The 12,941-nt window shown below is 33.9% G+C and carries 13 protein-coding genes; 7 read left to right on the top strand and 6 right to left on the bottom strand.

Annotation, left to right across the window (positions count from 1 at the left end):
• Positions 1-8 precede the first annotated feature (8 nt).
• On the bottom strand, positions 9-914 hold the full coding sequence (locus MTP08_RS11130) for a DUF6427 family protein (protein ID WP_243576017.1): 906 nt from the start codon (positions 912-914) through the stop codon (positions 9-11).
• Between the two features lie 42 nt (positions 915-956).
• Between MTP08_RS11130 and MTP08_RS11125 the strand changes: the two genes are divergently transcribed.
• Complete coding sequence (locus MTP08_RS11125) at positions 957-1,190, top strand: hypothetical protein (RefSeq protein WP_209390847.1); 234 nt, start codon at positions 957-959, stop codon at positions 1,188-1,190.
• Positions 1,191-1,260: 70 nt separating this feature from the next.
• Here the strand turns inward: MTP08_RS11125 and MTP08_RS11120 are convergent, their stop codons facing one another.
• From MTP08_RS11120 to MTP08_RS11100, 5 genes are all read right to left on the bottom strand, one after another.
• Entirely contained in the window at positions 1,261-1,698 is a 438-nt protein-coding gene (locus tag MTP08_RS11120) for a universal stress protein (RefSeq protein ID WP_243576016.1), read from the bottom strand.
• 66 nt (positions 1,699-1,764) lie between these two features.
• Positions 1,765-2,370, bottom strand: coding sequence for a fumarylacetoacetate hydrolase family protein (locus MTP08_RS11115; RefSeq protein WP_243576015.1), 606 nt, complete (start codon positions 2,368-2,370; stop codon positions 1,765-1,767).
• 247 nt (positions 2,371-2,617) lie between these two features.
• Complete coding sequence (locus tag MTP08_RS11110) at positions 2,618-3,040, bottom strand: putative signal transducing protein (RefSeq protein ID WP_243576014.1); 423 nt, start codon at positions 3,038-3,040, stop codon at positions 2,618-2,620.
• Between the two features lie 3 nt (positions 3,041-3,043).
• Positions 3,044-3,808, bottom strand: a complete 765-nt coding sequence (locus MTP08_RS11105) for a 3'-5' exonuclease (RefSeq protein WP_243576013.1) — start codon at positions 3,806-3,808, stop codon at positions 3,044-3,046.
• Positions 3,809-3,862: 54 nt separating this feature from the next.
• The gene (locus tag MTP08_RS11100) at positions 3,863-4,582 is read right to left on the bottom strand and encodes a CDP-alcohol phosphatidyltransferase family protein (protein ID WP_243576012.1); all 720 of its coding nucleotides are present in this window, start codon (positions 4,580-4,582) and stop codon (positions 3,863-3,865) included.
• Between the two features lie 163 nt (positions 4,583-4,745).
• On the opposite strand from MTP08_RS11100, the gene MTP08_RS11095 reads away from it, so the two are divergent.
• The 6 genes from MTP08_RS11095 (at position 4,746) to MTP08_RS11070 (ending at position 12,823) form a co-directional block, all read left to right on the top strand.
• Complete coding sequence (locus tag MTP08_RS11095) at positions 4,746-6,674, top strand: LTA synthase family protein (RefSeq protein WP_243576011.1); 1,929 nt, start codon at positions 4,746-4,748, stop codon at positions 6,672-6,674.
• A gap of 147 nt (positions 6,675-6,821) precedes the next feature.
• On the top strand, positions 6,822-7,241 hold the full coding sequence (locus MTP08_RS11090) for a DUF2147 domain-containing protein (RefSeq protein ID WP_243576010.1): 420 nt from the start codon (positions 6,822-6,824) through the stop codon (positions 7,239-7,241).
• 193 nt (positions 7,242-7,434) lie between these two features.
• Complete coding sequence (locus MTP08_RS11085) at positions 7,435-8,415, top strand: pyruvate dehydrogenase complex E1 component subunit beta (RefSeq protein ID WP_243576009.1); 981 nt, start codon at positions 7,435-7,437, stop codon at positions 8,413-8,415.
• 134 nt (positions 8,416-8,549) lie between these two features.
• A complete protein-coding gene (locus MTP08_RS11080; RefSeq protein WP_243576008.1) occupies positions 8,550-10,541 on the top strand; it encodes a KUP/HAK/KT family potassium transporter in 1,992 nt (663 codons plus the stop codon).
• Positions 10,542-10,609: 68 nt separating this feature from the next.
• On the top strand, positions 10,610-11,083 hold the full coding sequence (locus MTP08_RS11075) for a Fur family transcriptional regulator (protein WP_209390837.1): 474 nt from the start codon (positions 10,610-10,612) through the stop codon (positions 11,081-11,083).
• 3 nt (positions 11,084-11,086) lie between these two features.
• Positions 11,087-12,823: an OstA-like protein gene (locus MTP08_RS11070; RefSeq protein ID WP_243576007.1), complete on the top strand. Its 1,737-nt coding sequence runs from the start codon at positions 11,087-11,089 to the stop codon at positions 12,821-12,823.
• Positions 12,824-12,941: the final 118 nt, after the last annotated feature.

Below are 12,941 nucleotides of genomic sequence, written 5' to 3'. Positions count from 1 at the left end.
CTTTGTTTTTAAAATAAGTTGAAATGGTTTCCTGCTTTAAAAGCTATTAAACAAAATATAGTAAGCCAGAGGCAAGTTTCTTTCATCCAGTATTTAGGCAAAAATCTCATCATCCTACTCAGAATAATCGCAGAAGGAAATGCAAGGAGCAGAAGATATTCATAATTCTTGTCCATGTATAAAATAATACTAATGAGCTGTGCTAATGAAAATACTAGAAGAAAAGTGTATTTATATCTGCTGACCGGGCTTTTGCTGTTGTAATGTACAAAATGATCGTATACAGAATAAATAAGCATCAGTACAATAGGAATTAGCGGGAATAAAGCAGTATAATCTGTTACGATTTTCATTTTTCCAAACGGTATATAAGCGGTATTCCATTCATTAAAATGAAGAAAAAACATTACAGAAAAGTAGCTGATAGCAATAAGCATCATCCCCAATAGAAATCTGAAAATATTAAGTCCCACTCTTTCGGAAGTCACGATAAGATGAATGAGTACGAAAAAGATCATAGGCCATGTCGTGGGAAGAAACACAAAATTTAGAGCAACAATAGATCCTACCAAAACATAAGATTTTTTACGGATATCTTCATTTGTACTGGTAAGTAGCAGTAGGATAAAAGAGTTAGTAAGCAGGGCTACGGCAATGCCGATATCAAGATTGCCATTGTACAATCCGAAAATAAAAAATGTGTATAAGAAAAGTGGTAGATGAGTTTGATAATTTAATTGTATGGCATTAAAACAAAAATACCCCAATGCAATTCCTACAAAAGTAATTCCTGCGATAATTGCTTCGTATGTATTGAAATTCAGGATGTTGAATAGTATTACTATAAAAAGAAGAAACCCTATATACACAGGAATTGAAAAAATATTGCTTTCTTTTGAAAGTAATCTAAACATTTTTTATAAATTTGTGCAAAGTTAAATTAAAAAAGGAAAATAATGACGTCTTTCTTTCTATTCTTAAGCAGAGTTTTCAAATGGTCTTTCGGTTTTTACGATACTTTTGGAAACGTATTAAACTGGATTTTGTTTATCGTATGCTGTGTGCTTTTCACGTACTGGTGCTATGTACTTGTGGTAACGCTAGGAGGCGATAAAGACAAAGCATATTATTCTCCAACAGAAGGTAAGAATCCTTACTACGATCCAAAGATCTACAAAAAAGAAGGTTAATTAATTGGTTATATAAAAAAAGACCGGTCAATTTTATTTGATCGGTCTTTTTTGCTTCTCTAAATTTATATTAATCGTGAATTGGCAATACCAATACAGGAATATTAGAATCTTTAGTAAGCCCTTTGGTAAGACTGCCTACAAAAACATCGTAAATACCGCTTCTTCCGTGGGATCCCATTACGATATATTCTGCATTTTTGGTATCGGCATATTCCAGAATAATATCTTTTGCAATACCTTGTCTAAGGATGTGTTCGCAGTCTACATCCTGAGCAATAATTCTCTGGTTAATCTTGTTAAGTTGTACCAGTTCACCACGAATTTCATTTCCTTCAACTTCCGGAAAGTATTGGTAGCCCATATCACCAATGGCAAAACCAATATCAATAGGAGCTACATGAATAAGGCAAATTCTCCCATTCAATTGTTTTGCAAATTTTACAGCACCATCTACAAGCTGGTCTGTTTTGTCCCCAAAATCTACGGGAAGTACAATGTTAGTCATAATCTTTTAATTTGTAATTCTGTCTTTTAAAGATAGCAAAAAAATCACCTTAAAGCAAGATTATTTCTACAAAATTCGGATATCAAGAGTTTTTTCACCTTCAAGATAGGCTTCCAGAATATCATTTTCAGAAACCTTTCCTACGCCTTCAGGAGTGCCTGTAAAAATAAGATCTCCTACTCTTAAAGTAAAGTACTGCGAAACAAAAGCAATAATATCATCAATTTTGAAAATCATATCCTTAGAATTTCCGTTCTGTACTTTTTCTTGGTTTTTCAGTAGAGAAAAATTGAGAGATTCTAGGTTATAATTTTCTTTTTTGAAGAAATTTCCCACTACGGCAGAACCGTCAAAACCTTTCGCTAATTCCCAAGGTAAACCTTTGGCTTTCAAATCGCTTTGCAGATCTCTTGCGGTAAAATCTATTCCCAGACCAATTTCCTCATAATGTTTATGGGCAGCTTCTTTTTGAATGTACTTTCCACCTTTAGAAATTTTCACCACCACTTCCAGTTCGTAATGTACATCGTCTGAAAATTCAGGAATATAAAAATCATTTCCTTTCAAAACTGCTGTATCTGGCTTCATAAAAATAACAGGTTTGTCTGGAATGTCATTTCCCAGTTCTTTTGCATGTTCGCTGTAATTTCTTCCTATGCAGATTATTTTCATAATTTTATTTTTTTACGAGAGAGTAAATAATACATTAAACTCACTCATTTTAATTTTAGGAGCTGTTTCACGCTTTCCGCTGTATCTTTTTTTCGCTCGGACGGCTCCGCTTCGCTCCGCCGCCTCACTCAGAAAAGGATGCCGCTGCAATCGTGGCTATTAAATTCATGATGTTGAAATTTCTCCATCAAATTAAACTTTATCATTACTGAAATGAAAAGAAAAATATCTTCCTTTCATTCTGTGTTTAATGTTTAAACTCATTTCCACAGTAATAGCAATGATATAAGTTTTTCGGGATTTTAATTGGAATTCCGATAATCAAAATTCCCAAACCAAAGCCGCCACCCGGTTTTTCATCCTGATAAATATGATTTGATCCACATTTTGGGCATACAAAATCAAACTCCGGATTTTCAATCGTGTGTTCTACTTCAAGAGCAAAACTTTCGTTTTCCTCATATTCTTTCAGGATTTTCTCTGCCTCATCAAAATCATCTTTAAAAACCTGAAGCTGAATTCCACCCACAGCCTGCGACAGTAACCAATCTGACTGAATAAGCTGCTCATTGGCAATAAAACCGTTGATGCCGTTTTCTGCCAGAATCTGCTTATCCCGATTGGCTTGCAATGCATTTTCGTAGAATCTGAACTTTACTAAATCATTCATTTTTTAAAATTTAGCCGTAAGCTGAATTTTCGTGAAAACTTTTTTCGTGTAAAGAGGGAAATCGGCATTCTGAAGCCATCCGTAATATCCAAGATCTTTATTGAAAACTTCTTTTACAGACTGACCTTTATACTTGCCGAAGTTGAAAACCGGAATGTTTTTGTCATTAATGCCGATAAATCCCGCCAAATCTGCATTTTTATTATGAAAAGTAAATTCACTCAATGCATTAATTTCGTTGGGAATATCGTCATATTTTCCCACCTGTGCATCCAAAACTTCAAACGTTGCCAAAACATCAGCTTCTGCAGAATGGGCATTTTCTAAGGTTTGTCCGCAATAAAACTGATAGGCAGCTCCCAGATTTCTAGGCTCTTTTTTATGATAAATAGTTTGTGCATCTACCAGTTTGAATTTATTCAGATCAAAATCAAAATCAGCACGAAGCAATTCTTCAGCAAGCAAAGGCACATCGAAACGGTTAGAATTAAAACCACCCAAATCACTTCCGGAAATCATTTCCACAATTTTTGGGGCAATTTCTCTGAAAGTGGGAGCGTCTTTCACATCTTCATCATAAATTCCGTGAATTTCGCTCGATTCTCTTGGGATGGGCATTTCGGGATTTACCTTCCATGTCTTGCTTTCTCTTGAAGCATCGGGATTTACTTTTAGAATGCATATTTCAACGATTCTGTCTTTTCCCACGTTGGTTCCTGTAGTTTCAAGATCAAATACGCAGAGAGGTTTATATAGTTTTAAGTTCATTTTTTAATTTGAGAGTGTATTAATTTTAAGATGAAATTTTCTGTCTTTTATTTTTTACTTCAGTTGTTTCTGAAATACGATTGAAATGAAAATATAATAAATAATCACTAAAGGAATACCAACGATTTTAAACAGTGCCAAAATAAGAATTGAGCCGATTAATAATGCCAGTTTGGGATAATTATCCTGCAATTTCATCGACTTGAATTTCATTGCTATCATTTTAATAGGCGAAACAAGAAGCCATGAAGATAAAATGGTTAATAGTATAAATGCCGTTTCAAACAGTGCGGAATCAAAAATGCGGGGTGAAGAACTTTCCTTCAGGAAATAGTAAATCCCAAAAATCAAAATCGTGTTGGAAGGCGTATTCAACCCTTTAAAGTAATATTTCTGCTCTTCATCTAAATTGAAAATTGCTAATCGCAAACAAGAAAAAAGCGTAATGAGAAATCCGAAATATTTAATTTCAAAAGGAAATGGCATTCCGAAAGCCTCGCTACCAAAAGGCTCCAGCATTTTAAACATCGCCAATCCCGGGAGAAATCCAAAGCTCACCATATCTGCCAAAGAATCGAGCTGCACGCCCAAATTAGAATTAGATTTTAAAGCTCTGGCTACAAAACCATCGAAAAAATCTAACACTAAAGATAGAATAATGCAGATTGTCGTTATTTTATAATCACCTAAAAGTAAATGTACTGCACCTACGCATCCAGAAAAAAGATTTCCCAGCGTAATGGCGTTGGCGAGATTGTTTTTAATGAAGTTCATAGTCGCAAAATTACATTTTTTAAAAACTTTAACCTTAATTAATATGCAGGAAAAATGCAGTTCAGTTGAATTTAACTTAAATTTGCACAGCGAAAAAATATCAGACTTTTTTTGTTTTAAAAGAAGTAGATAATTTTCGTCTTTAAAATAACGATACATTTTAATGAAATTTTTTAAAGAATTCAGAAAAGAGGAAGTCCTGATCTTGTGTTACAGGATTTTTTTAGCATTTATATTTTATCAGATTGCAAGGCTTCTGTTTTGGTTTTTCAATAAGAATTTAATCAAGGTAGAAAGTATTTCAGATTATCTGGGATTGGCTTTTCATGGGACTACGTTCGATCTTACAGCAATTTTATATGTCAATATTTTATTTATTTTACTGAGTCTTATTCCGCTGGTAATTAATACGAAAAAAAGGTATCAAAAAATTCTTTTCTGGCTCTATTTTGTAACGAACGGAATTGCTTATGCAATGAATTTCGGAGATTTTATTTATTATAAATTTTCTCAGGCAAGATTAACTTCGGCAGCTTTTCAGGTTGCAAAAAATGAAACCAATATTTTTAAAGTTTTCCTTGTTTCTGTAACAGAGCACCCTTTTGTATTGATTTGGTTTGTTGTTTTAATGTTTTTATGGGTTTTGCTTTATAAAAAAGTAAAAGTTACCGAAAGAAAACCTGTGAAGTTAATTCCTTATTTTGTTCTGTCTATCCTTACATTGTGTATTTCTGCGGTTTTAATAGTTGGCGGAATTCGAGGAGATTTTAAGCACAGTACAAGACCAATAAACCTTGTAGATGCCAATAAATTTGTAAAAAATCCTTTACAGGGTAATATTGTTCTGAATTCTACCTTCTCATTTATCAGAACCCTGAATACCAATAACTTTAAAGAAGTTCATTTTGTAGATGAGAAATTTATTGACGAAAATATTGTTCCCTACAAAACCTATCAGAGAGAAGTTGCCCAGAAACCCAATATTGTAATTTTTATTGTGGAATCTTTCGGAAGAGAATATTCCGGAGCCTTTAATAAAGATACTAAAATCAAAAATTTTGTGTCTTATACCCCTTTTATCGACAGTCTTGCAAATGAAAGTTTGATTTTCCCCAATGCTTTTGCCAACGGAAGACAGTCAATTCATGGGATGAGCAGTATTTTGGCCGGAGTTCCCAGCTTAACCGATGCTTTTACCAGTTCGCCTTATTCTAACCAGAAAATACAGTCAATTGTTTCGGTCTGCAACGATTTGGGATACGATACTTCTTTTTATCATGGTGCTCCCAACGGTTCTATGGGGTTTTTAGGTTTCGGAAATATATTAGGATTTAAACATTATTATGGCAAAGATGAATATCATAATGATAAAGATTTTGATGGAATGTGGGCTATTTGGGACGAGCCTTTTTTACAGTATTTCGCAAAAAATGTAGGGAAAACTACACCGTTTATGGCTACAGTTTTCACGGCAACTTCTCATCATCCTTTCAAAATTCCTGAAAAATATAACGGAAAATTCAAAAAAGGAACTGTGGAAATTCACGAGCCAATGCAATACACCGATTATTCTATTAAAAAATATTTTGAAACTGCGAGAAAACAGCCGTGGTTTAATAATACTATTTTTGTTTTCACGGGAGATCATACCAATCAGATTGCTTATCCTGAATATGAAAAAGCAATGAACCGTTTTGCTGTGCCATTAATGTTTTACAGTCCCAATCCGGCTTATCATCTTAAAGGAGTGGATCAGGAATTGGCTCAACAGATTGATATTTACCCAACTTTGGCAGATTTAATTGGATATAATAAAAAAATAAGAAGCTGGGGCAGAAGTTTGGTGAGCGAAAAGCAATATCAACCGCTTATTGTAAACTCTGATGGTTCTTCCGAACAGTTTATCATTGGAAATTATATGTACAGATTCGATGGTAAAAATATTACAGGAATTTATTCTAAAGAAGATCTAGGCTTCGAAAATAATCTGATTAATAAGCTTAAAAACCCTGAAATTGAAAAAGGAGAAAAGCTCGCAAAAGCCTGGTATCAGGATTATATGAACAGAGTGATTAATAGAAAACTTAATTAGTGTTTAAAGAATGTTTAAAAATAAATAGCTCGTAAAGTGTTAGTATTTATGCTTTAAATAGCAAAAATGTTGGTCTGTTTAAAATTAATTTATATTTTTAACTCAGTTAACAATCGGTTAATATATAACAAAATTAAACTTTATAATATGAAAAAATTACTGTTCACAATCGCATTTTCTCTTTTTGGAGTTCTTTCCTTTGCTCAAATTGAAGGAAAATGGAAAACCATAGACGATGAAACAAAACAGGCAAAATCTATTGTAGAAATCTATAAAAAATCTGATGGAAAATATTATGGTAAGGTTTCTCAGCTATTAATAAAAACGGGTGATCCAAATTGTACATCTTGTAAAGACGACAGAAAAGGAAAACCTATCTTGGGCATGGAAGTTATTAGAGGACTGAAAAAAGACGGAGAAGAATTTACCGGAGGAACAATTACAGATCCTAAAACTGGTAAAATTTATAAGTGTGCCATTACAAAAAGCGGTGATAATCTTAATGTTAGAGGTTATATTGGTTTATCTTTAATCGGTAGAACTCAAGTTTGGCAGAAGGTTAAATAAATATTTCTTCTACAATACTTTAAAAACGGCATTTTTCAGGAAATGCCGTTTTTATTTTGAAATATGTCTTTATAAGTAAAGAATTTTTATTCAAATTAAAACTAATGTGGCAATGCTTGTTAATACGATGTCTTTTTTGTTATGTAAATAATAAAAAAATACTATTTTTGTACTCTAAATTTTTCAAATAACTATGGCAGAATATACTTTTCGTGAGGTAATTGCACAGGCAATGAGCGAGGAAATGCGTAAAGACGAATCTATTTTTCTAATGGGAGAAGAAGTAGCAGAATATAATGGTGCTTACAAAGCTTCTAAAGGAATGTTGGACGAGTTTGGTGATAAACGTGTAATCGATACACCTATTGCAGAGCTTGGTTTTACAGGTATTGCTGTTGGTGCTGCAATGAATGGTAACAGACCGATTGTAGAGTATATGACGTTTAACTTTGCACTTGTAGGAATCGATCAGATTATAAACAATGCTGCAAAAATCCGTCAGATGAGTGGTGGTCAATGGAACTGTCCGATTGTTTTCCGTGGTCCTACAGCTTCTGCAGGTCAGTTGGGAGCAACGCACTCTCAGGCTTTTGAAAATTGGTATGCAAACATTCCAGGTCTTAAAGTGGTAGTTCCTTCAAACCCTTATGATGCGAAAGGATTATTAAAAACAGCTATTCAGGATAACGATCCGGTAATTTTCATGGAATCTGAACAGATGTATGGAGATAAAATGGAAATTCCTGAAGAAGAATACTATTTACCAATCGGGAAAGCAGATGTTAAAAGAGAAGGTACAGATGTAACGTTGGTTTCTTTCGGTAAAATTATGAAACTGGCGATGCAGGCTGCAGAAGATATGGCAAAAGAAGGTATTTCTGTTGAAGTTATCGATTTAAGAACGGTTCGTCCTTTAGATTTTGATACTGTTTTAGCTTCAGTAAAAAAGACCAACAGACTGGTAATTCTTGAAGAAGCTTGGCCTTTTGGATCTGTATCCTCAGAAATTACTTATATGGTACAGCAAAAAGCATTCGACTATCTGGATGCTCCTATCAAGAGAATTACTACTCCGGATGCTCCGGCTCCATATTCTGCGGCATTGTTTGCAGAATGGTTCCCGAAATTGGAAAAAGTAAAAGAAGAAATTAAAAAAGCAATGTACGTAAAGTAATTTGCAAAATAATTTTGACGTAATTATAGAAAAAAACTTCCGAAAGGAAGTTTTTTCATTTATACTATTCATAACTAATATGTTGAGGGTTCGTTATTTTGATATAAATTTGCGCCTTTAAATAATCAGCTGAAATGGCAGAAGTTACAGAAGGAGGTCATCATTTTGACCTGAAAAAACTTTCATTTGTAGGAGTCCTTGTTTCTTTGGGAATCGTTTTTGGAGACATAGGAACTTCTCCGTTATACGTAATGAAAGCAATTGTTAATGCAAGAAACCAAGGGGCTACAATGCCTTTTGATGAATATATTGAAGGTGCATTGTCTTGTATAATTTGGACTTTAACCCTGCAGACCACAGTAAAATATGTAATTATTGCACTAAAAGCTGATAACAGAGGTGAAGGTGGCATTTTAGCCCTGTATTCACTCGTTAAAAGACTGAAGAAAAAATGGCTGTATGTTGTTGCAATTATCGGAGCATCTACATTGGTTGCAGACAGTGTCATTACACCATCACTTACGGTTATGTCTGCCATAGAGGGATTGAAAATTTATAATCCGGATACACCTGTTGTGGTTATTACATTATTCATTCTCTTTATAGTTTTTGTAGTACAGCAATTTGGGACAGCTTCTATTGGGAAATTCTTCGGACCTATTATGGTTACTTGGTTTCTCGTTTTAGGAGGTTTTGGAGCCATGCATATTTTTGATCATATTGAGATTTTAAAATCATTTAATCCTGTTTATGCCTACAATTTAATCACTCATTCTCCTAGTGCAATTGTTATCATGGGAGCCGTATTTCTTTGTACAACAGGGGCAGAAGCTTTGTATTCAGATTTAGGGCATTGTGGTGCGAAGAATATTCAGATAAGTTGGGTTTTCGTAAAATTGATGCTGATTTTGAATTATTTAGGACAGGGAGCCTGGCTGTTGGATAATTATCAGAAAGTATTTACAGGGATCAATCCTTTTTTTGGAATTATGCCGGAATGGGCGGTTTTACCGGGAGTGGTTTTGGCGACTGCAGCTGCAATTATTGCAAGTCAGGCAGTAATTACAGGTTCATTTACCATGTTTTCTGAGGCAATGTCTATATCTTTTTGGCCCAATCAGCATATCGAATATCCGTCCGGAATAAAAGGACAAATGTATATTCCTAGAATTAACTGGGGGCTGATGTTTTTCTGTTTTATTGTAGTGATATTCTTTCAAAAATCCGAGAGAATGGAAGCGGCTTATGGTTTAACAATAACCATTACTATGCTCATGACTACAATTTTGCTAACCTATTGGCTGAGCAGAAGTAGACTTAACAAAATCTTTATTGCTGGTTTTCTCATAGTTTATCTAGCTTTAGAATCTGGTTTTTTCTATGCCAATGTACTCAAGTTTATGGATGGAGGTTGGCTTACCATGGTTTTGGGTGGTTTTATAGCGGTTTGTATGTATGCGTGGTATAATGGAAGGCTGCTTAAAGCCAATTTTACCAATTATGTAAAAATAGACAAATATGTTTCTATCATAAAAGATATGAAACTGGATGAAACCATCCCTAAATACTGTACCAATCTTGCATATCTAAGCCGTGCAAAACGTTATGATGAAATAGAATCTAAAATTATTTATTCCATCATTAAAAAACAGCCGAAAAGGGCAGATCATTATTTTATTTTAAGTATCGTAAATCAGGAAGATCCATATACTTTTAAATATAGCATAGATGAAATTCTTCCAGGAACTGTCTATAAAATAAATTTTCTTTTAGGATTTAAAGTAGACAGAAGAATTAATGACTATTTTAATATGGTTCTGAATGATATGATGGCGGAAGGTACAATTCCATCAAGAAGCAGCCATCCATCTTTAAGAGCGCATAATATTCCGCCAGATTTAAAGTATGTAATTATTGATAATACCTATATTAACGACATACTTTTAACGGTTAAGCAGAAAATTACGCTCAATATTTACAACTTTGTGAAGTATATTGGTAGCGACGATTTTAAATCTTGGGGAGTCACTTCTCATAACGTAGTCGTAGAATCTGCACCTCTTACCGAAGAAACTATTCCTAAAAAAAGAATTCAGCAATCGGAATTTTTTAGATGTAAGTCCTAGAATACACCTTGTAATGAAGTGGGCTATATTTAAATAAAAATCAATAAATTTGTAGTATAAATTTTTTAATGGATACTTTACAAAAAGAAAAAAATATAACGCTGATAAAGGAAGTTTTACGCAATTACCTTTTGGAAAAAGGCTTTCGTAATACGCCGGAAAGATATACTATTTTAGAAGAAATTTACAATATGGATCATCACTTCAATGTGGATGATCTGTATCTTCTGATGATGCAGAAAAAATATCATGTATCTAAAGCGACTATTTACAATACAATAGAAATTTTCCTTGATGCAGGTCTTATTCGTAAGCACCAGTTTGGTGAAAAAACACTTACATCTTCATCATACGAAAAATCTTACTTCGATAAACAGCACGATCATTTGGTGATTTATAAGAAAGATTCGGATAAGGAAATCGAAGAAATCATAGAATTTTGCGATCCAAGAATTCAGGGGATTAAAGAAGCGATAGAAGCAGCTTTTGGTGTGAAAATTGATTCTCATTCGCTGTATTTTTACGGGACAAAGAATGACTAATTAATGAGAGTTTACCTTTTCTTTTTTTTGCTGATTTTCTCGGCAGCAATGGCGCAGAATACACCTGTTAAGCGAGATCCTTATTTGCAGAATCCGGTAAAAAATCAGCCTCCTAAAAATAATCCGGATAACAAAATCAGAATCATCAACGCCGATGAAATTAAAAAAGATACAAAATACGACGGAAACCAATATTTTTTAGGAAATGTTCAGCTTGAACATCAGGGGTCAATTCTATATGCAGATGAAGTGGTCTTTTACGAAGAAGAAAACTTTGTAAAAGCCATTGGGAATACCAAACTTCAGAATTCTGATGGTTCTGTTATTACTGCTTCCGAAATGGAATACGACGGAAACTCCCAAAAAGGAGTTGCCCGAAAAAATGTTGTGCTTACAGATCCTAAAGGAACTGTAATTAAAACACAGACAATGTATTACGACAGGATGGCAAATCAGGCATATTTCAATACCGGAGGAACCATCAATGACGGGAAAAGTATTACATACACAAAATCGGCAACGTATTATCTTTCAACAAGAGTTGTAGATCTTTCTGGAGATGTAAAAATTGTCGATAACGATTATACATTAGAAGGGAGAAATGTAGTTCAGAACCAGAATACAGGTATTGTCGATATTAATGGTTACACAGTTATCACCAACAACAAAAATCCTAAAAACAGAATTGTAACCGAGAAAGGAACGCATAATCTTAATACCAAAGAATCTTTTCTTACCAAAAATTCTAAGATTTTTTATAATGATAAAATTCTTACCGGAGACGAAATTTATTATAACCAGCTTACGGGATTCGGAAAAGCCACTGGAAATGTTACCATTGATGATCCTTTAGAAAAAAGATATATGAAAGGCGGATATGGAGAAATTTTCGAGAAGAAAGATTCTGCTATGATGACGAAAAGTCCCTATGCCGTAAAAATTTTAGAAAAAGATTCTATTTATTTTGCGGCAGAAAAAATTCTTTCCTATCAACGTCCCGATTCTGCAGATATTAAGAAGAAGAAAAATTTTCTGCGTGCATTCCGAAAGGCAAGAGTATATAAATCTAATGCTCAGGGAAGAGCAGATTCTATTGCTTTTAACGAAACCGATGGTGTTCTTCACATGTTTAGAGATCCTATTCTCTGGAGTGGAGAAAAACAGGTGACGGGCGATAAAATTGAAGCATATTTAAATACCGTTACCGAAAATATAGATTCCCTTAAAGTATTAGGGAATGCTTTAGCCATCAGCAAAGTAGATTCTCTCACACTTGTAGACGAATTTAATCAGGTAAAAGGTAAGCTGATGACGGTTTACTACGAAGGTAAGGATATTAAAGAGATTAAAGTTATTGGGAACGCTCAGGCAATTACTTTTGCCGACGAAGAAAATAAGACTACCAAAAAACCGGAAAGAATTGGGATAACACTCACTTCTTGCGGGATTATTGGTGCATTTTTCGAAGAAAAAAAGCTGCAGATTATTTCCTGCAGTATTGGTGCTACTGCAACTACTTATCCCATGAGTAAAATAGAACCAGAAAAAAGAAAATTTCCCGATTTCAACTGGAATACAAAAGACAGAATCAGGAAATGGCAGGATATATTGCTGGATTCTCCGAATAACGAGGAAATAAAATATGTTCCTAATGATGAGCTTTATAACAAAGCCAAAGATGCAGTAGATCGTGCTAAAGCGAAAGAAGAGGCTAAAAAGCCGAAAAGGGTTAAGAAATAAGCAACTGTTTTAAAATTCAAATATAATTTCGTTGAAACGATGGTTCATTCAAATATATGAATGCTTTTTGAACGGGATAATAATGATGTTTATCATTTTCCTCTTTCCTAAATCTTGT

The organism is Chryseobacterium oryzae, assembly GCF_022811665.1.
Taxonomy (GTDB): domain Bacteria; phylum Bacteroidota; class Bacteroidia; order Flavobacteriales; family Weeksellaceae; genus Chryseobacterium; species Chryseobacterium oryzae.
The sequence above is the reverse complement of the archived record's forward strand: the minus strand, read 5'-3'. Positions and strand labels throughout refer to the sequence as shown.

Excerpts from the sequence above, each read along its gene's own strand:
- MTP08_RS11130 (WP_243576017.1), bottom strand. The coding sequence starts at position 914 with ATGTTTAGATTACTTTCAAAAGAAAGCAATATTTTTTCAATTCCTGTG.
- MTP08_RS11125 (WP_209390847.1), top strand. The coding sequence starts at position 957 with ATGACGTCTTTCTTTCTATTCTTAAGCAGAGTTTTCAAATGGTCTTTC.
- MTP08_RS11120 (WP_243576016.1), bottom strand. The coding sequence starts at position 1,698 with ATGACTAACATTGTACTTCCCGTAGATTTTGGGGACAAAACAGACCAG.
- MTP08_RS11115 (WP_243576015.1), bottom strand. The coding sequence starts at position 2,370 with ATGAAAATAATCTGCATAGGAAGAAATTACAGCGAACATGCAAAAGAA.
- MTP08_RS11110 (WP_243576014.1), bottom strand. The coding sequence starts at position 3,040 with ATGAATGATTTAGTAAAGTTCAGATTCTACGAAAATGCATTGCAAGCC.
- MTP08_RS11105 (WP_243576013.1), bottom strand. The coding sequence starts at position 3,808 with ATGAACTTAAAACTATATAAACCTCTCTGCGTATTTGATCTTGAAACT.
- MTP08_RS11100 (WP_243576012.1), bottom strand. The coding sequence starts at position 4,582 with ATGAACTTCATTAAAAACAATCTCGCCAACGCCATTACGCTGGGAAAT.
- MTP08_RS11095 (WP_243576011.1), top strand. The coding sequence starts at position 4,746 with ATGAAATTTTTTAAAGAATTCAGAAAAGAGGAAGTCCTGATCTTGTGT.
- MTP08_RS11090 (WP_243576010.1), top strand. The coding sequence starts at position 6,822 with ATGAAAAAATTACTGTTCACAATCGCATTTTCTCTTTTTGGAGTTCTT.
- MTP08_RS11085 (WP_243576009.1), top strand. The coding sequence starts at position 7,435 with ATGGCAGAATATACTTTTCGTGAGGTAATTGCACAGGCAATGAGCGAG.
- MTP08_RS11080 (WP_243576008.1), top strand. The coding sequence starts at position 8,550 with ATGGCAGAAGTTACAGAAGGAGGTCATCATTTTGACCTGAAAAAACTT.
- MTP08_RS11075 (WP_209390837.1), top strand. The coding sequence starts at position 10,610 with ATGGATACTTTACAAAAAGAAAAAAATATAACGCTGATAAAGGAAGTT.
- MTP08_RS11070 (WP_243576007.1), top strand. The coding sequence starts at position 11,087 with ATGAGAGTTTACCTTTTCTTTTTTTTGCTGATTTTCTCGGCAGCAATG.